Consider the following 20,394-nt stretch of genomic DNA (forward strand, 5'->3'; position numbering starts at 1 on the left):
AATGCCAGCCGGAGAGATGCAGGAACCTGCTTTATTGAATTGCATCACGATGGATTCCTCGATGAGCCGATAGAAGCCTATATCTGCTTCAGAGCAGCCGATGGCAAGGAAATTTCCGACAGTGCGTATTTAGGAAACCTGAACGGAGAAGCAGAAACTGAGGAACAGATCAGCGAGAAAAAGAAATATGCTGAAGTAAAACAGCGGTTTGATGTAGTAGAAGCTGATTATTTACATCAAATGAAGAACAACAGGGGGAATCCAGTGGATAGCAAGGCTTTCCGAAGCCTCGAAAAGGAGTATCAGGTGCTTAAAAATAAGCTGGAACACCTACCGGGGAAGCCGGGTTGACCTGCAAAAAAAGGCTACAATAGGATGATGATTTAATTGACCTGCAAAAGGATTATATTATTATTTTTGGCTGTCGTTTATCAAAACGGCTTGAACCATAAAAAGAATATATGCGGATTCGGTTACTATTAACTTTTGCTGTATTATGTACAGCCTTTAATCACCTTTATGCCCAGGAACTGGAAGGAAACCTGAATTTTCACGGTTTCGCAGACAATAGGGAGTATGCAAGGTCAGATCGGTTTTCTGAAACCATTTTCGGACTGAGGGTAACGCCATCAGTGGGTCTGTTGATGGATAGTACCCATAGAATCAGACTTGGTGTGAATGTCATGCATGAATTTGGATCTCCAAAATTCAGCAATAAAGCGGATATCCTTGCTTACTATCAGTACATGAAGAAGAATTGGAATTTCTATCTGGGAGCTTTTCCAAGAGAAGGACTGATTTCTGATTTTCCAAGAGCAATCATGAATGATACGCTCAATTATTACCGTCCGAATGTGGAAGGGATGTTGGTAAAGTATGAAAATGAAAACTGGAGACAGGTGATCTTTATCGACTGGACCAGCAGACAAACAGCAACAGCCAGAGAAAACTTTATTTTCGGGTTCTCAGGACGTTATAAAAAAGATGCATTTTTTGTTTCCCACTATGCCATGATGCTGCATAATGCAGGTCCCGGTATTCCTATCCCTGATGATCATATTCAGGATAATGGTGCAGCTATGGTTAAAGCGGGAGTAGACCTTTCGGGTAAAACCTTTCTTGATTCTTTAACAGTGAGTGCAGGAGGAATGATCTCCTTTGAGCGTACACGTAGTATTGGAGGCTGGCAAACGCCAAAGGGTTTTGTGGTAGACCTGAGTTTGGAGTACCATAAGTTTGGGATCACCAATTTCTTTTATAAAGGAGAAGGTCATCATTTGATTATGGGAGATAAGTTTTATACTTCTAAAACTTATAACAGGACAGACCTGACCTGGAGACCTATTATTTATAAGAACCTGGAAGCAAAACTGGCTTTATCTTTCCACTTTGTGGATGGGGTGATCGATAGTCAGCAGGCTTTTGGATTGAGGTATAATATTTTTGGAAGCAGGTCGCTGAAGAGAAAATAAGAATAAATAGAAAGCGCTAAATTTTAGCGCTTTTTTTGTATAAAGGATTATAGAGTAATATGGTTTCCTGCACTATGCTTGCTGCTTTACAATCTTCGTGGTAGCTATTTTTCACCGGTTCTTTCAAGAACCAGATCAACTAAAGCCGATGATACCCTAAAATTGGTTGCCTGAATTTTTTCTATGTAAGGTTTCACAGCGGCAATAATTCCAAACTCTTTAGCCTTTACCAGCAGTCCAAATGTACCCATGAAATTCAATGCCATTTTTGACGCTAGTTTGCGTCCTTTTAAATCGTCTATAATTAAAATTGCATTTGAAGTTTCCAGTGCAAGCGCAATTGCACTCGCTTCACCCGGGTCAACGGTCTCCTTAAACACGTCTTTCAGAGTGGTATCCTGAACAGATCTGATTTCAATCCATTTTGGCAATTCCGAACCAAACTCTTGCTGGATTTCAGGTGTAGTAACGATATTCGTAAAAGCCTGATGTAATATTTCAAAGGCATCAATCTTATCTAAGGTAATAAAACAACTGGTATCAGTGATGATAATGCTATATCCCCGAGATCCTGTCAAGCTCATCATTCAAATCATTAGAGGAGTAATTGATATAAGAAACGCCATAATCACCTAGTAACTCGGCAAAAGTACGTTTGGTTAATCTCGCCATGTCGGCAGCTTGACCAAGAGAAAGTTTTCCAGACTCATATAATTTAGCTGCGATAAATCTTATAGTATCGTTTTCATACTCTCCTAAGCTGTCAGGAACTTCTAATGTTATGGTTGTCATGACTTGAATATATTTTTATTTTCAAGTAAAGTTAACAATTTTTGAGGATTAAATTTAAAGAGAAAGGACTAAACTGGTCTCATAAAAATGACTCCCTGCTTCATCAGCAGGGAGCCTTATTTCTATCCTGATTCAGGAACAGTTACATCAGATCAAACCCGATATCTTCTCTGAAATACTTGCCGTCAAAATAAATACGTGCAGCATCGCCTGTTGCAGATTGTAAGGCATCAAACTGGTTGTCCTGAAGACTGGTTACGGCCAATACCCTTCCGCCATTGGTTTTCACGACACCACCTTCTAAAGCCGTTCCTGCCTGGAATACCAGGGAGTTGCGCACATTGTCAATCCCTGTAATCGATTTCCCTTTTTCATAATCTCCAGGGTAGCCACCCGCCACAATCATTACCGTTGCAGCGTTCTTAGGACTGATTTTTAACTTATAATCTTTTAATTTCTTTTGTGAACTTGCTACAAAAAGCTCAACCAGGTCATTCTCAATGCGTGGGATCACACTTTCCGTTTCCGGATCACCCATACGACAGTTGTACTCAATGATCAGTGGTTTATCGCCAACTTTGAACAAGCCGAAGAAAATAAACCCTGTATAATCAATTTTATCTTTCTTTAGACCCTCAATCGTAGGGATAATGATTTCCTGTTCAACCTTGCTCATGAAAGCCTGGTCTGCAAAAGGAACCGGGGATACAGAGCCCATACCACCTGTATTCAGGCCGGTATCAGCTTGTCCGATTTTTTTGTAATCTTTTGCTTCGGGAAGGATCACATAGTTTTCCCCATCGGTCAGTACAAAAACCGAAAGTTCTATTCCATTTAAAAACTCTTCTACCACAACGGTGCTTCCGGCATTGCCGAATTTACCACCCAGCATCAGCTTTAGCTCTGCTTGTGCTTCAGCAATATTATCCAGGATCAATACCCCTTTACCTGCTGCAAGGCCATCTGCTTTTAAAACAATCGGCAGGGCATGTGTTTCCAGGTATTTTAATCCTGCTTCCAGCGTTTCATTGGTGAATGACTTAGATCCGGGAGTAGGAATGCCATGGCGAGCCATGAATTGCTTAGAGAAATCTTTACTTCCTTCCAGTATTGCACCTTCTTTTTTAGGACCGATAACCGGGATATGTGATAACTCATCATCATTGGCAAAAAAATCATGAATGCCATTTACCAATGGTTCTTCAGGTCCCACCACCAACATATCGATGGCTTCTTTTAATGCAAAAGCTTTTACGGCTTCAAAATCATTTGGATTCAGGTTGATGTTTTTACCATAAGCACCTGTTCCGCCATTACCCGGAGCAATAAATAATTGGGAACATTCAGAAGATTGGCTCATTTTCCAGGCTAAAGCACTCTCTCTGCCGCCAGAACCTAATAGTAAGATATTCATCTATGTATGGTTTGTTGTTTGAATTGTTTTGATGGAGAACCACATACGGTTCATATTGGCAAATATACCGCTTTAGCTAAATTATCACAGTTAAGTTTAAATATTAAGCAAAATTCTCATGATTATTCCCCTGTTTGAATCTGAAAATCTACGGGGTATAGTTAATATTGCTCATCCCGATGGTCAGGCATCAGGGTTTAAGATTATCTTGTTACAAGGCTTTTATTTCCGTTGTAATTTGTTAACATTGTTTTTAAGTTCAGCTAAATTTCAAGAATCGACCAGTATCATGACTGCCTACAACCAACTTCCCGATGCAGAATTGACCACCTTATTGCAGGGTGGAGATCAGGCTGCGTTCACGGAAATTTATAGCAGACATTGGAAACTCATCTACGCGCATGTCTATAAAATGCTGAGGGAAGAGGATGATGCCAAGGATATTGTTCAGGAGGTTTTTGGTAACCTCTGGAGCCGGGCAGCATCGATAAAAAACAATACCAACATTTCCGGTCTGTTGTATACTGCGGCAAGGAATAAGGTGTTTGACCTGATCGAAAAAAATAAAGTACGGACGGATTACGTTGGAGAGATTGCCAGCTTTCTGTCTGATCAGCGCAATTATCAGGTGGATACCATTGATGAAAAGCGGATCATGGAAATTCTGGAAAGGGAAATTCAAAAATTGCCTCCTAAAATGAGGGAAATCTTTGAGCTGAGCAGGAAAGAACAGCTCTCACATAAAGAGATTGCTGCTAAATTGAACATCTCCGAACAAACGGTTAAAAAACAGGTTCAAAATACTTTAAAGGTCATAAAACCAAAACTCAACGACTTAGGAATCAGTGTTGCATTTCTATTGTTGTTGCGGTAATCTGAATTATTTTAAAATTCTTCTACCCCCAGTTTCCTTTTCGCCCGTTTACCTGTAAATGAATTCCAAAAAGCATGGATAAGCAACAGGCAAGAGAATTGGTTAAAAGATACAATCAGGGATTGGCCACGGCTGAAGAAAAAGCCGGGCTGGAACACTGGTATATGCAAAAATCTGACAGCCTTTCTCTGGAAGAGGATGAAATAGATTTTAGCCTGATTGAAGAGGAGATGAAGAGGAGGGTGTTTAGTCAGGCAGGTCTGCCGGAACCGGAAGAAAGCCCTGCCAGAGGCTTTAAACTATGGCCTCGTATTGCTGCTGCTGCAGCGGTGATTTTGATTGCCGGAGCGGCCTTGTTCTATTATACTCAGGAGCCAGGTACAGTGGATACTCATCTGAATGTGGCTCAGCAGGATGACATCGCACCGGGTTCCAATAAAGCAGTACTGACCCTCGGTAACGGAAAAACAATTGTTTTAACAGATGCAAGCAATGGTGAGCTGGCCAATGAACAAAATGCGGTCATCAAAAAAACTGCCGATGGGGAACTGCTTTATCAGGGCACATCAGCTGATGCGGCTTCTGCTTACAATACCATTGCCACACCAAGAGGAGGACAGTATACTTTAACCTTATCAGAAGGCACAAAGGTGATTTTAAATGCCGCATCTTCCCTGAAATATCCAACGCAGTTTAAAGGCAAGGACAGAACTGTAGAGCTTGTTGGAGAAGGATATTTTGAAGTTGCCCACAATAAAACCATGCCTTTTAAAGTCATCAGCAGAGGACAAACGGTAGAGGTGCTGGGCACACATTTCAACATCAATTCCTATACGGATGAGCCGAATGTAAAAACAACATTGCTGGAAGGCAGTGTCAATGTGAATGGCAGAATCCTGAAGCCTAACCAGCAGTCTATTTTATTGGACAACCAGCAGATCCGCGTGCTTCCTGTGAATGTGGATGAAGTCGTAGCCTGGAAAGATGGCCTGTTTAGATTTGACCATACCGACATCAAAACCTTAATGCGGCAAATTGCACGCTGGTATGATGTGGAAGTAGTCTATGAAGGCATGGTAAAGGAAGAGCAGTTTTATGGTAAAATTGAAAGGAGTTATACCCTGTCTGAAGTATTGAAAGTACTGGAACTGGGCAATGTTCATTTCAGAATTGAAGGAAAGAAAATTATAGTCATGCAATAGCATAAGGGCGCCATGAACCGGGTGCCTGGATATCAACTGAATAAGTAACCTAAACCAAACCAACATGAAAAAATCTTTACAGAAGAGCGATTAGCAGCTAAAGAGGTTTGCTGAGCAAAAAAATTCCGGAGAAGGCTTCGACACTTTTCTCCGGAATGCGCCTGGGTTAACCTCTATCCGAAAAAATCGGAACGATAAATAATTCTTGAAAATTAATCCAACCCAAACAATACAAACATATGAATTTATGCTCATATGCTAAAGTCCCCTTATGTCTAGGGCGACCGATGCTTAAAATCATTATCGTGATGAAATTGATTTTTTTCATAATCACCATCGCTTGTGTACAGGTATCGGCTATTGGATACGCACAACATGTAAATATTCAACAAAAAGAAGCCATGCTGACCAATGTTTTCTCTACCATAGAGCGACAAACAGGATATAGCTTCTTCTGGAAAAATGAAGACCTTACCAAAATTAAGATCGATGTTAAACTTCAGAATGCTTCTCTGGAAGAAGCCTTAAAAGAAGTGTTTAAAGGACTTCCTTATACTTATGCAGTCGTAAAGAATTCTATCGTGATACAGCCCAAAGAAACTACTTTTATCGATAGAGTAGTGGCTGCCTTTACCGGGATAGACATCAAAGGTGCCGTGCTGGACAGACAGGGGCAGCCCCTGCCAGGCGCCACAATTACCCTTAAAGGAACACAGCGCAGTACCTCAACAAATATTAAAGGGGAGTTCTCTTTAGCCAATGTTCCCAAAGATGCCGTTTTACAGGTTTCCTATATGGGCTATGTGACCAGAGATGTCATCGTGACCGGCGATTATGTGGGGGTCTTGATGGAATTAAGCACCTCCAAATTAGATGAAGTTCAGGTGATGGCCTATGGAACTACCAACCGCCGTCTGGCCACAGGAAATATTGGTACCGTTACCGCAAAAGAAATTGAAAAACAACCGGTAATGAACCCTTTGCTTGCACTGGCGGGCAGAGTCCCGGGGGTGGTGGTCACTTCGCCAAGTGGCTATGCCAGTGGAATCGTTAAAGTGGAGATTCGGGGCCGTAGTTCAATCAATTCTGGTTTTACCTCTGAGCCCCTGTACATCATTGATGGGGTTCCTCTGACCTACCTTGAAATCGGAGGCGTATCCAGTTATGAACTGGGGTCTTCTGGTATCCTGCAAAATGGCTCCTTCGGTACCAGTGGAGGTCAAAGCCCGCTGTTTAACCTGAATCCTGCTGATATTTCCAGTATTGAAGTGTTAAAAGATGCCGATGCTACTGCGATATATGGATCCCGGGGAGCCAATGGGGTAATTCTGATTACCACAAAAAAAGGGAAACCCGGTGCAACAGTGGTTACTGCAGATATTTCTCAGGGAATCAATAAGGTGACCCGTTATTGGGATTTATTAAGTACAAAGGATTACCTTCAAATGAGGAGAGAGGCTTTTAAGAACGACGGAATCGTTCCTACAGCACTTAATGCTCCGGACCTGGTGCTTTGGGACAGCACAAGGTATACCAATTGGCAAAAAGAGTTGTGGGGAGGTACAGGACAGCTGACCAAATCTTCGATAGCGCTGTCTGGAGGGAACGACAATACCCAGTTCCGCATCGCTGGTAACTTTACCAGGCAAAAGGAAATCCTCACTGCGAGTGGCTCAAACAAATCAGGAAACGCAGCCTTTAACCTGATCAATAAATCTTTAAACAGTAAGTTTAAAATCAATTTTTCGGTCAACTATTCTTATACAGATGTGAATACAATTGCGGTACCTGGTTCAGTAACATTGGCGCCCAATGCCCCGGCAATCTATAACAATGAAGGGGAACTTAATTTTGAAGGCTGGAGTAACGGAACCACACAAAGCATTTATCCCTTTTCATCGCTAAAGCAACCCGCGAGTTCAAAAACTACCCTTGTAACGAGTAACCTGAACATCTCTTATGAATTGTTTAAAGGCTTTGACATTAGCAGTAATTTTGGTTACAACAATAGCCACAATTCGATGGAAACCACCATACCCATCTCCTCACAAGACCCGAAAAGCAATCCTACAGGGGTTTTGGGAGTTGGGACCAATGACAATCAGAACTGGATCATTGAACCACAGTTAAATTACCAGACCACAATTGGAAAAGGCCGTTTTACCGCATTACTCGGCGCGAGTCTGCAATCAACCAGCACTGCCGGACAAACCATTTCTGGCCTGGGCTATACCGATGACAGCTTCCTGGGAAGTATTCAGCTTGCCCCTACGCTGATGACAACTGACAAATTGGGTCAGTATAAATATGCAGCCATCTTTGGAAGACTTAATTATACCTGGGATGACAAGTACATTGTGAACTTCAGTGGAAGGAGAGATGGCTCTTCCCGTTTTGGACCCGGAAATCAATACGGAAATTTTGGCGCCATTGGCCTGGCCTGGATTGCATCTCAGGAAAACTGGATCAAAAGCGTGCTGCCCTCTTATGTCAGTTTTATAAAATTAAGAGGGAGTTATGGAATTACAGGAAGTGACAATGTAGGGGATTACCGATACCTCACGGAATGGACAAATATGGCACCCGGATATGTGCCGATTTATTCTTATGGTGGCATTACTCCACTGGTAAGCCAGCATGCGGTGAACCCGAACTATCAATGGCAGGTAAATAAAAAGCTCGAGGGGGGAATCAATGTTAGTTTCCTGGATGACAGGATCAATCTGGAAGCTGCCTATTATCAGAACCGTTGTGACAATCAGCTTACCCTGATTCCGACGCCAATGTTTACTGGCTTTGGAGATGTAACCGCCAACTGGGAGGCAAGTGTTCAGAATAGTGGATGGGAGTTTTCGGCGACAGCCAGGCTGATCAGCAATAAAAACTTCACATGGTCCCTGAACCTGAATGGAGGGAGCAACAAAAATGTGCTGTTAAGCTACCCGAATATATTGCAGTCGCCCTATGCAAAGCAATATCTGGTAGGCCAGTCAATTAATATGAACTACCTTTTGCATTATATAGGTGTTGACCCGCTAACCGGACAGTACGTTTTCGAAGATTACAATCATGATGGACAGATTGGTAATGATGGCCTGCCGGGAACAGGGTACAGTGACCGGAACATTGCCCTCAGTTTAGATCCTAAATTTAGCGGCGGAATCGGGTCGGAATTTCAATACAAAGACTGGCAGTTCAGTTTTTTCTTCCAATATAGAAATCAGATGGCCAGGAACCCACTTTACGGTGGATTCATCGCTGGAGGGATGACTAACATATCTGTAGAAATGTTTAAAAACCGTTGGACTACGCCTGGTCAGCAAGCGGAATATGCGCGCTTCACAACTGCACAGTCAGCCGCTGATGGGAATGTAAATACCTCTGACCGCGCTTATACAGATGGGTCTTATCTACGGCTGAACAATGTTTCTTTGTCCTATACCTTGCCAAAAAGTATCATCAAGGGGAACACACAACTTAGGTTTTTTATGAACGCCCAAAATTTATGGCTGATTTCAGGATATCCGGGAATTGATCCGGACATGCAGAGTTTCGGAGGTATGCCTTCCGCCAAAGTGATTACGGGTGGTCTTTCATTGACATTATAAATTCAGGATTATGTTTATTTATCATTTTCATACCAAAAGAATACTGCTGTCTCTCTCAGCTCTTTTATGCTTTTCATGTAATAAGCTGGTAGAAATACCGCAACCAAAAAATACAGTCACGACCGTTAAAGTGTTCACAAATGACGCGCAGGCACAGAGTGTCATGGCTGGCATACTTACTCAGATGATCAATGGTACCGGCACACTTGGAACCAGGACATTTAGCAATGGATTAACCACATTATTGGGGGGGCTTTCTGCAGATGAGTTCGATTCTCAGATCAGCGGTCCAACAGTCACTTATTATCAGTTTAACAGTAACAACCTCAATATTAACGTTAGTTTCATGGGGGAGTTATGGGAGAGTGCCTACCAGGCTGTGTATGGTGCCAATGCAATTCTGGAAGGGATAGAGGCTTCCAAGTCTCCCACCCTTCACCAAAAGGTAAGAACTGAACTGGCCGCAGAAGCCAAATTTATCAGGGCTTTCAGTTACTTCTACCTGTTGAATTTATTCGGTGACGTACCACTTGCGATGACCACCGACTTTAATAAGACGAAAAATTTACCAAGAGCCGCGGTTTCTGTGGTTTATCAGCAAATCATCAATGACCTCAATGACGCCGTCAATGGATTGCCGGCAGATTACAGTGCAGGAGGAGGAGAACGGATCAGGGCAAATAAATGGGCGGCAAAGGCACTGCTTGCGAGGGTTTATCTTTTTACCGGAGCATATACCCAGGCGCTGACCGAAGCGAATGAGGTGATTGCGCAGACAGGTCTTTACCGGTTGGAAGAGCTGGATAAAATTTTTTTAAAGAACAGTTCCGAATCGATCTGGCAGCTGCAGCAAAATACCAATGCAGGCCCCGGAACCTCTACTCCGGAAGGAGATGTACATTTGCCCAATCCGCTGCATAGTGGGACTCTGAGCTTTACGCTCTCCCGGGCATTACTTAAAACTTTTGAGGCCGGAGACCTTAGAGGATCACTCTGGGTGGATAGCGCAGACTATACCAATATGGGAATTACTACCCGGACTATATTTCCTTTTAAGTATAAGTCAGGCAAACATAACCGGGTGCTGGGTGGGGTATCTACGGAGTACTATATGGTATTAAGACTTGCAGAACAATACTTAATCCGTGCAGAAGCTAATGCGCTCAACGGACAGACTGGAGCTGCCCTGGCTGACCTCAATATCCTGAGGAACCGTGCAGGTCTTGGAGAATTGCCGGTCTCACTTACAAAAGAAGAGGTGCTGGCTGCTGTTGCTAAGGAACGGCAAACAGAGCTCTTTACAGAGTGGGGACACCGTTGGTTTGACCTGAAAAGAACAGGTAAAGCACAGGAAGTTCTTTCTGCGCTTCCTGTGAAACAACCCTGGAGAGGAAATTATCAGCTCCTGTATCCAATCCCAAAATCAGAAATCCTGAGAGGTGCATTTCTGGTTCAGAATCCAAATTATTAGAAACCATTCCATTCTAAACGATTGAACGTCATGATGAAACATTTCATTTTATTATACCTTTCTGTAGCCCTGGTATTATCAGCCGCTGTTTCTTGTAAGAAAGATGTCAAATCCGGGGGTACTGCGGGACTCACCATTGTTAATGCCATTCCGGATTGTCCCAGAATGCTGGCCCATCTTAGCTGGGGACAACCTAAGAGGTGGGCTGAGGTCCTTTTTGTGGACTTTGACCAATATGATCCTGCGGATCATTTGTCTCTACCTGCCGGGGAACAACCATTGCAATTCTATAGGTATCCGGATACCACGGTAAGCGATAAACCAGTTCATAAGATGACTATACCTCTGGTTGCAGGCGACATCAGTACCTTGTTTCTGATGGGGACATTTGCTCAGCCTGAAACGATGCTGGTGACGAAAACACCCCCGTATTACTCGAGCAAAGACAGTCTGGTTGGTTTACGTCTTGCTAACCTTTCTCCGGGCACCGCCCCTGTACGGGTCAAAATTACCGGACAAGGTGTAAATATGGAAAGTACCAGTCTGACCTATAAAGGAATCACTGATTATATTTCTGTACCGGCGACTTCAAAAGTTGCTGATCTGCTCGTTGAGTTTTATGATCAGACATCTGGTACTTTGCTGGCAGCTTATAAGCTCGATGGGGTTGGTAGCCTGATTACAAATAACCGATGGCGTTATCGCAACTATACCCTTGCCCTGATTAAAGGGCCTGGTGCCAAACATCCAGGGGCTGCACAGTTCGTCACACTGATCAACGATTATTAGCCATTAAACAAAAGCCGCTAAGAGGCTTCTTCCCGAAAATAACATTTAATTCAATTAAACTATGGAACCAATCGTCCGTATTAAGGGACTCTCACATCGTTATAGTACCAGTTGGGCTATACGTGATATCAATATAGAGATCCCAAGAACCGGCATCTTAGGCCTGCTGGGCTCTAATGGTGCAGGTAAATCAACCACCATGAATATCCTTTGCGGGGTACTTACCCCAACTACCGGAGAAGTGATCATCAATGGCATTGATTTGAGCAAAGCGCCGGAAAAAGCCAAGCAGGAAATCGGTTTTTTGCCGCAGACCCCACCTTTATACCTGGATTTGACGGTAGATGAATACCTGAAACACTGTGCGATTCTACGCTCGGTTGAAAAATCCCAATTGAAAGCCGCGATGGATGAGGTAAAAGAACGCTGTGCTTTGACTCACATCAGTAAAAGGCTGATCAAGAATTTATCTGGTGGTTACAAGCAGCGGGTAGGGATTGCCCAGGCCATCATTCACAAACCAAAACTGGTGGTATTTGATGAGCCAACCAATGGACTCGATCCTAACCAGATCCTTGAGGTGAGGGCACTCATTAAGGACATCGCAACCGACAAAGCAGTGATTCTTTCTACACATATTCTGACGGAAGTGCAGTACCTCTGTAAGGATATTGTTATGATTGAAAGCGGACGGATTGTCTTTGCCGATACCATGGAGGCGTTTGACAACTACATCGCTCCGCACAGCATGCTGGTGATCATGGAGAATGCCCCGACTGTCGATGTCTTACAAGCCATAGAAGGGATTACCAGGGTAGATTTTTTAACTGAAAAACAGCTGCGGATCTATTTCAACGGCGACAGGAATATCTCTGAAGCCATTGTATTGGAAAGTGCAAGGCAGGGTTGGCGACTGCGGGAGCTGAATATGGAAAAGAACTCTCTAGATGAAACTTTCGCTCAATTGTCCAGAATCTCTAATTAAGAAGACCAGACCTACATGAAAAAAATTGTACAAATAGCAAGGCTGGAACTTTGCCTGCTATTTTATTCGCCCATTGCATGGTTGCTCATCATGGTCTTGTTCGTGCACATGAGCCATGCTCTGATCCCTGGGATAGCTCAGATACGACATCTTCAGGAATTTATCCCTGGCTTTTCCTTTCTGACAGAAAGGCTCTTCACCAGCAGTTCATCCTCGGGCAACATTTCGCAAGGGGTATTTTTCTCCATTCTGGGAAAATTGTACTTGTATACCCCATTGATTACCATGGGAATCATTAGCCGGGAAAACAGTAGCGGAAGCATTAAACTACTGTTTTCATCCCCGGTAAAGCTCAGCCATATTGTGTATGGAAAGTTTGCGGCCATGCTGGTGTTTAACCTGGTTATTGCAGGTTTAATGGGTTTGTTTTTTATCGCAGGCTCCCTATCTGTAGACCATTTCGATTATCCGTATGTGCTGGTTGCGATATTGGCCTCCTTTTTACTATTGAGTGCTTATTCTGCCATTGGGATATTTATGTCCAGTCTGACCACTTATCAGGTGGTAGCGGCGATCTGTACTTTTGCAGTCCTGGCTTTTATGAACTATGTTGGGAATTTTGGACAGGGATTAGATTTTGTAAGGGACCTGACCCATAGTCTTTCTATGCCCAGTCGGGCGGAACGTATGGTTGGAGGTTTGCTCAGTAGCCGCGATGTCATTTACTATATAGCGGTTTCGGGAATTTTTCTGGGCTTTACCATTGCAAAACTGGAGTTGGGTAGGGTGTCTAGATCCTTTGTTTATCAAACGGGGCGTTATACAGCGGTGTTGGTTGTTGGATTAGCGGTAGCTTATCTCAGTTCGCGCCAAAGGGTGATTGTGTATTATGATGCCACGGCAACCAAAGCCAATACGATTGTTAAAGCTACGCAGGAAATCCTCCGGAAAATGGGAGATGAGCCGGTTGAAATGACTGCCTACATCAATGGGCTGCATTACACTTACGAAAATGCTGCACCTGTTAACCGGATTTTTTCTATTGCCCAATGGGAACCCTACCTGCGGTTTAAACCGAATATCAACCTGCACTGGGTATATTATTATGATAGTTTTGATCCACAGCTGTATGCTGTAAATCCTGGGAAAAGTTTGAAAACGATGTTTGCCGAAAAGGCAAAATCATCAGACATCGATACGGCCGGATTTTTAAGCCCGGCGCAGATCCGTAAACAAATCGATCTGCGTGGAGAAAACGACCGTGTAGTGATCCAGTTGAAATACAAAGGGAAAACCACTTTCCTAAGAACATTTGATGGAGGAAATATCTGGCCTAAAGAGGAAGAAGTTGCTGCGGCATTAAAGCGCCTGATTGTTACTCCGCCAAAAATAGTTTTTTCAACAGATGGCTATCAGCGTAGTGTGGATAAAATTGGCGACAGAGACTATAAGCAGTTGTTTAATACAAAACTGTCCAGGAATTCGCTGATCAATACCGGATTTGATATAGACAGTGTGTCCCTGGAGCATGGTCAGATTCCGGCTGGTATTGCGACGTTGGTTATTGCTGATCCGAAGGTTGCTTTTAGTCCGGCCGCGCTGGCAAAACTTCATCAATATATTGCTGAGGGTGGAAACCTGATGATTGCAGGAGAGCCGGGAAAACAAGTGGTCCTAAACCCTTTGCTGGATTCTTTAGGCGTTAAAATGCTCGATGGAACCCTGGTTCAGCACAGCAGGGATTTTTCTTATGGCTTGGTTACTCCGAATTTAACTGCAGCAGCAGTGAAGATGGCTCCCTTATTAAAAAGTGCTTTTATGGAGAAAAAAACAGTTTCCATGCCCGGTACGGCTGCTTTAGCTGAACTGAATAGTGGTGCTTTTGATGTTCAGCCACTTTTAATGACAAATGCGAAAACAAGCTGGATTAAAAAAGGAGCATTCGTATTGGATTCAGCTGCCCTGGTGGTGGAAAAGAATAAGGGTGATCAGCCGGGGGCATTTCCAGCAGTATTGCTGTTGAGCAGGAAAGTAAACCATAAACAACAAAGGATCATTGTTTCCGGAGATGCTGATTTTTTCAGCAATAAAGAACTGGGAAGGACGAACATGGAAACCGTGAATGGTTTTTTTGCGGTAAACCTGTTCAGTTGGTTTTCCAATGATGAGTTTCCGGTAGATATGGTCCGTCCGGAGTCAAAAGATACCACACTGAAGCTGAGCAAAGCTGGAGTGAAGACCTTACAAATAAGTTATTATTTAATGATCCCAGGAACTATACTTCTGTTAGGAGCTATTCTGTTGATCCGTAGAAAACGTAAATAATTATGAGCTTTATAACCGATAAACAAACGATCGATGATTTGAATATTTTCTCCAGATCAGGGAGCGATTCGATCTATTATATTTTTAATAAAACGTTTACACAGGGTGGTGCCATCCTGCTGGAAGAGTTATTCAGGGCTCCGCTTTCGGACGAAAAGGCCATCAATGAGCGGGTTGCCATTCTGCGGTATTTTCAGGAAAGTAAAACGGCTTTTCCTTTACAAGGGAACAGATTTGAAGAAGCCGAACGGTATTTGTCGAATACCGATCCGAGGAGCCGGCTGTCTAATCAAGGTTTTAGTATGGCCGACTTTAAAGCCGCTGCGGAGAGTGTAACCGCGCTGATGGAGATTCTGCAGGGATTGAAAGGGTTTATGCTGGATATTCAGGCGAAAGTATCCGGAAATCCCTATGGGCAGCGGGTGGAAACTATCCTGGCTCTATTGAATACTAAAGAGCTGGAACTGATTTTTACCGATCATGGCAAGGGAAAAATCTCTTCAGGTAAGATCGTTGAATATGATAACATCCTGCGTTTTCAGCAACGCGGCCTGATGGATAAGATCCTGCAGCATATTTATGACCTGGATGTGTACCTTTCCATTGCCAGAGTGGCCACGGAGCGGGGGTATGTTTTTGCAACAGCGTTAAAACGGGATGAGAACCGGCTCCGGTTGAAGGGTGTTGCGCACCCATTGCTGAACAATGCGGTAGCCAATAGCCTGGAGATGGACCCGAAGGGTAATATTGTGTTCCTCACCGGTGCCAATATGGCGGGTAAATCGACCTTTATGAAATCATTGGGGATCGCGATGTATCTGGCACACCTCGGCTTTCCGATTGCTGCTGAGGAAATGGAGTTTTCAGTGTGCGACGGGATGTATACCACCATTAACCTTCCGGATAATCTGGCCATGGGTGCCAGTCATTTTTATGCGGAAGTGCTGCGGGTAAAAAAGGTTGCGGTTGAACTTGGGGCAGGTAAAAACCTGTTTGTCATTTTTGACGAGCTGTTCCGCGGGACGAATGTCAAAGATGCTTACGAAGGTACAATTGCCATTATGGGTGCTTTTGCGAAGAAGCCACATTCTTTATTTGTGGTCTCTACCCATATCATGGAAGCAGGAGCGGTATTGAAAGAAAAATGTGACAACATGATCTTTAGGTATTTGCCAACCGGAATGAAAGAAGGGAAACCGGTATATACCTACACCCTGACGGAAGGGATCACCGACGACCGCCATGGGATGATCATTGTGAACAATGAAGGTGTGCTGGAACTCATCAAAGATAAAAAGCAGGCGAAACAGGCACATCAGCACTTTTTAGCGGATAAGCAAACGGTAGAAGATCTGAACCTGCAGGGTAAGTTTAAACAGCAATCTGTCTATAGTTTGTTCAATCACCTGCAGACCCGTGGAGGAGAGAAGCTGCTCGAAGGAATGTTTTCTGAGCCTTTAAACCAACCGGAACAGATCAACAGGAGAAGTTCTTTGTTTGCTTTTTTTCAGGAGCACAGGGTGATTTTTCCGGTGATCCGTTCGCAGGTGGAATCTATGGAGGATTACCTTTCTGGTGGAGCTGGTGCCGCTTTGCCGAGAGTAGCATGGGGCATATTTACCAAGAAATTCAAACAGGTTCTTTTTCATAATGCAGAGCTGTTGCAGTTGCAGGCGGGACAGTCGGTGACGATAGAGGTCCTGCAGGCTTTCTCTGATTTCTTTTCAGAGTTGAAAGGAAAAGATGGGATTTTGGTGTATCAAAAGGATCTGGAAATTGCAGAAAAGATTTTGCAGGATTCCAGGCTTCAGGTCATACTGAAGGCAGAAGAAGGGCAGCCTTCACTCTTACAACTGATCCGCAATGATTTTGTCATTCGTCATGCGATGATGAACCAGATGGAAGTGCTGTTGAAGCTGATCTATGAACTAGATGTATTTATTGGTGTGGCTGCCGTTGCAGCAGATCAGGACTTTGTGTATGCAAAGGCCTTGCCTTCGGAACAAATGTTATTGGACATCAGTGGTTTCCGCCATCCCGGACTTAGAAATGGGGTTCGTAACGACCTGCATTTAACGAAGGAACGAAACGTGCTGTTTTTAACCGGGGCAAATATGGCAGGTAAATCTACTTTCATGAAATCGATGGGGATTGCCGTTTATCTTGCCCATATGGGCTTTCCTATAGCTGCAAAAAGAATGGAGTTCTCGGTTAAGGACGGATTATTTTCTTCCATCAACGTTTCTGATAACCTGGATATGGGCTATAGTCATTTTTACGCAGAAGTACTACGGACCAAGACGGTTGCTAAAGCAGTTAGTGAATCTCTGGACCTGTATGTATTGTTTGATGAGCTGTTTAAAGGGACCAATGTGAAGGATGCGTATGATGCTACACTGGCGGTAACACAGGCTTTTTCAGAAAACAGGAACAGCTTCTTTGTCATCTCTACCCACATTATTGAAGTCGGGGAAGCATTGGGGGAAGTTTGTGATAACCTGCAGTTCTCCTTCCTGCCAACGGTCATGAAAGAAGGGCTGCCCACTTATCCATATACACTTGCAAGCGGGATCACAACCGACAGACAGGGGATGATCATCATTGAAAACGAAAAGATCGTAGCGCTGATCCATGCAAACGAGACTTCAATTACCAAACCTCATTTACAACTGTAACATGTTATTTAAATATAGATTTTTAAGTTTTTTCGGCCTGGTTGCACTTTGCATTTCCTTAGCCTGTAAAACACAGCTGGATACACAACCCTTGTTGGCGGATCCGGAATTGCGGATGGGAAAATTGCCCAATGGGTTTACCTATTACATCCGTAAAAATAAAACACCTGAAAAACGGGTGACGATGTATCTGGCCAGTAAAGCCGGTTCTATCCTGGAAACAGATCAGCAAAGAGGTATCGCACATTTTATAGAACACATGAGCTTTAACGGGACCAGACATTTCCCTAAAAAGGAGCTGTCGAATTACCTGGAGAAATCAGGAGTGCGTTTTGGTGCAGACATCAATGCCAGTACCGGATTTGATGAAACCGTTTATCAGCTTCCATTGCCTTCTGACCAACCTTTATTACTGGCAAATGGCCTGCAGATCATGCGGGATTGGGCACAGGATGCCAATCTGCAGGCGGAGGATGTGGAAAGAGAACGCCATGTCATTCTGGAAGAGAAGCGTTACCGTCAGGGAATGTCACAGCGTTACCAGGAACAAAGCATTCCTTTTTATACCAATAAATCGCGCTATGGAACCCGTTTGCCAATTGGCACCGAAGAGGTATTGCGGAAGGTGACACCTGAAGAAATCCGTCAGTTTTATAAGGACTGGTATCGTCCAAACCTGCAGGCTTTACTCGTGGTCGGAGACATTGATGTTGACCAGATGGAGAAAGAAATTAAGGCTAAATTCTCGGACCTTCGTAATCCAGATAAAGAGAAGGAACGGACGGTTTACCGTTCAGAACTGAGCGGTAAAAATCAGTACATGCAATTTATTGATCCTGATTTGGGTGGGGTTAGTGTAGAGATTCTCCTGAAAGAGCAGGCCCCAATGATCACTACAACAGCAGACTATCGGGCTAGTCTTTTGAAAAACCTGCTCGGGCAAATGATCAGCAGCAGGTTCAGAGGTTTGCCACTTGCCAGTTTCATCACATTAGAGGGTGGTTTAACGGCTTTCTCTGTTAATGTGACCACCAAGCCTGCCGAAACAGAGCATGCCCTGAAAAGTGTATGGCTGGAGCTTCGGCGGATGCAGGAACAGGGTTTTACACAAGGGGAACTGGACCGGGTTAAGAAGGCTTATCAGCAGAAGATGGCTGATGCGATGAAAGAAAAGAATAAAACAGCTTCAGAAGTGCTGATCAAACCTTATCTCCAGCATTTTCTGAAAGGAAATACTGCAATTGGAATTGCCGGGGAATATCAACTGAGCAGGGAACTGATTCCGGACATTTCTTTGGATGAAATCAACAAGCTGATGGATGTTTGCCTGAAAAGTAAAGATCGTGACCTTATCGTAAAGGCATCTGAGCATAATAAAGCATTTCTTCCGGATGAGGGCACAGTACAAGGCTGGATAGAAAATGTCTATGCGCAAAACCTGACTGATTTTGAAGATGACCTGCAAGACCTTTCCCTGCTTAAAAAGGAACCCGTTCCCGGAAAGATCAGTGCGGTGGAAGAGTTGAAAGTTGCAGGGATCCAAAAAATTACGCTCAGTAACGGGATGACCGTATTGCTGAAAAAAACAGATTTTCAAAATGACCAGATCTTGTTCAAAGGGCTGGCAAGTGGTGGAGCTTCTTTATATCCGGATGCCGATTATGAAAGCGCGATTAATGCTGCAAGTGTAATCGGAGCAGCAGGTGCAGGCAATTACAATGCATTGCAATTGGGTAAATTTATGGTAGGTAAAAAGGTTCAGGTTAATCCCTTTATTCTGGACCAGTATCATGGCTTTGATGGCAATACAACTACGGAAGATCTTCCTGTAATGCTGGAATTGCTGCATGCCTGTTTTGCTGAGCCCCGTAAAGATCAAGAGGCTTATACCATCCTCGTAGAGCGCTCTAAGGAGGAACTGGCAAGTCTGGGGAACGACAGGAGCAGAACATTCATGGATACGGCAAACCTGGTATTGGGGAATAATCATGTCCGTAAGCGGCCTCAAACTGCGGAGCGGCTCAATGCGATCAGACTGGACAGGGCTTTTGAGATTTATAAAGAACGCTTTTCTGATGCTTCTGCTTTTACTTTCCTCTTTGTAGGAAATCTGGATGTAGAGCGGGTTAAGCCTTTACTGGAAAAATATCTTGGATCATTGCCTTCCAGGCATCTCCATGAAACCGTCCGTGATCTTGGAATTAACGTTCCTCCCGGCCGCATTTCTAAAACGGTCTGTAAAGGAACCGAACAAAAGTCGAGTGTGATTCTGGCTTATTCCGGTGCTTTGGATTATAATTTTGAAAATACGATTAAAATGAATGCCATTGCTGATGTGCTGAAAATCAGCCTGACGGATTTACTTCGTGATAAAGAAGGAGCAACTTATGTCGCAAATGCACAGATGACCCTGTCTAAGTATCCTAAAAACAGGTTTGTACTGTCCGTTACTTTTGATTGTGCACCACAAAATGTGGACAAACTGGTTGCCCTGGTACAGGAAGAAGTGGATAAAATGAAGCAGTCCGGACCATCTGTTGAGAACCTGCAGAAATTTAAAGCTGCACGTAAAGTCGGTCTGGAAACGGGTGCTAAAAATAATGAATTCTGGTTGGGCTATCTGGTTTCTCAGGTGATGAATAAAGAGCCTTTGACTCAGTTTTATGATTATGATGCGGCATTGAATGGCATCACTGTAAAGTCTGTTCAGGCAGCGGCAGCAAAGTATATTTCCGATAAAAACCTGGTTAAGCTCATTCTGATGCCGGAAAAAACTAAACATTGAAG

General features: G+C 43.7%; 13 protein-coding genes and 1 pseudogene. 11 read left to right on the plus strand and 3 right to left on the minus strand.

The features are described 5' to 3' along the window. Both BUC20_RS15490 and BUC20_RS15495 read left to right on the plus strand, forming a co-directional pair. A pseudogene (locus BUC20_RS15490) lies at positions 1-351 on the plus strand (DUF6266 family protein); the annotation flags it as partial. Between the two features lie 110 nt (positions 352-461). Then, on the plus strand, positions 462-1,472 hold the full coding sequence (locus BUC20_RS15495; protein ID WP_073232008.1) for a hypothetical protein: 1,011 nt from the start codon (positions 462-464) through the stop codon (positions 1,470-1,472). A gap of 104 nt (positions 1,473-1,576) precedes the next feature. Here the strand turns inward: BUC20_RS15495 and BUC20_RS15500 are convergent, their stop codons facing one another. From BUC20_RS15500 to purD, 3 genes are all read right to left on the minus strand, one after another. Beyond that, positions 1,577-2,059, minus strand: a complete 483-nt coding sequence (locus tag BUC20_RS15500) for a PIN domain-containing protein (protein WP_200800965.1) — start codon at positions 2,057-2,059, stop codon at positions 1,577-1,579. After that, complete coding sequence (locus tag BUC20_RS15505; RefSeq protein ID WP_073232010.1) at positions 2,028-2,264, minus strand: UPF0175 family protein; 237 nt, start codon at positions 2,262-2,264, stop codon at positions 2,028-2,030. Before BUC20_RS15505 ends, BUC20_RS15500 begins: the two co-directional genes overlap by 32 nt. 142 nt (positions 2,265-2,406) lie before the next feature. Further along, positions 2,407-3,678 carry a phosphoribosylamine--glycine ligase gene (purD, locus tag BUC20_RS15510; RefSeq protein ID WP_073232011.1) on the minus strand — a complete coding sequence of 424 codons (1,272 nt, stop codon included), beginning with the start codon at positions 3,676-3,678 and terminating at the stop codon, positions 2,407-2,409. A gap of 289 nt (positions 3,679-3,967) precedes the next feature. Here purD and BUC20_RS15515 point away from each other — a divergent pair, with 289 nt between their 5' ends. The 9 genes from BUC20_RS15515 (at position 3,968) to BUC20_RS15560 (ending at position 20,392) form a co-directional block, all read left to right on the plus strand. Beyond that, on the plus strand, positions 3,968-4,552 hold the full coding sequence (locus tag BUC20_RS15515) for an RNA polymerase sigma factor (protein WP_073232689.1): 585 nt from the start codon (positions 3,968-3,970) through the stop codon (positions 4,550-4,552). A 74-nt stretch (positions 4,553-4,626) separates the two neighbouring features. Next, the gene (locus tag BUC20_RS15520) at positions 4,627-5,754 is read left to right on the plus strand and encodes a FecR family protein (protein ID WP_073232012.1); all 1,128 of its coding nucleotides are present in this window, start codon (positions 4,627-4,629) and stop codon (positions 5,752-5,754) included. A 308-nt stretch (positions 5,755-6,062) separates the two neighbouring features. Beyond that, positions 6,063-9,362 (plus strand): SusC/RagA family TonB-linked outer membrane protein, encoded by a 3,300-nt coding sequence (locus BUC20_RS15525; protein WP_159441112.1) that lies wholly within the window; start codon positions 6,063-6,065, stop codon positions 9,360-9,362. 163 nt (positions 9,363-9,525) lie between these two features. After that, entirely contained in the window at positions 9,526-10,833 is a 1,308-nt protein-coding gene (locus BUC20_RS15530; protein WP_159441113.1) for a RagB/SusD family nutrient uptake outer membrane protein, read from the plus strand. A 30-nt stretch (positions 10,834-10,863) separates the two neighbouring features. Continuing rightward, positions 10,864-11,622, plus strand: a complete 759-nt coding sequence (locus tag BUC20_RS15535) for a DUF4397 domain-containing protein (protein ID WP_073232015.1) — start codon at positions 10,864-10,866, stop codon at positions 11,620-11,622. A 61-nt stretch (positions 11,623-11,683) separates the two neighbouring features. Further along, positions 11,684-12,607: an ABC transporter ATP-binding protein gene (locus BUC20_RS15540; RefSeq protein ID WP_073232016.1), complete on the plus strand. Its 924-nt coding sequence runs from the start codon at positions 11,684-11,686 to the stop codon at positions 12,605-12,607. A gap of 15 nt (positions 12,608-12,622) precedes the next feature. After that, positions 12,623-14,932 carry a Gldg family protein gene (locus tag BUC20_RS15545; RefSeq protein WP_073232017.1) on the plus strand — a complete coding sequence of 770 codons (2,310 nt, stop codon included), beginning with the start codon at positions 12,623-12,625 and terminating at the stop codon, positions 14,930-14,932. A gap of 2 nt (positions 14,933-14,934) precedes the next feature. After that, positions 14,935-17,607 carry a MutS-related protein gene (locus BUC20_RS34195; RefSeq protein WP_234994528.1) on the plus strand — a complete coding sequence of 891 codons (2,673 nt, stop codon included), beginning with the start codon at positions 14,935-14,937 and terminating at the stop codon, positions 17,605-17,607. A 1-nt stretch (position 17,608) separates the two neighbouring features. Continuing rightward, the gene (locus BUC20_RS15560) at positions 17,609-20,392 is read left to right on the plus strand and encodes a M16 family metallopeptidase (protein ID WP_073232018.1); all 2,784 of its coding nucleotides are present in this window, start codon (positions 17,609-17,611) and stop codon (positions 20,390-20,392) included. The last annotated feature ends 2 nt before the right edge of the window (positions 20,393-20,394 follow it).

The sequence above is a fragment of the Pedobacter caeni genome (assembly GCF_900129215.1).
In the GTDB taxonomy this organism is placed as follows: Bacteria; Bacteroidota; Bacteroidia; order Sphingobacteriales; family Sphingobacteriaceae; genus Pedobacter; species Pedobacter caeni.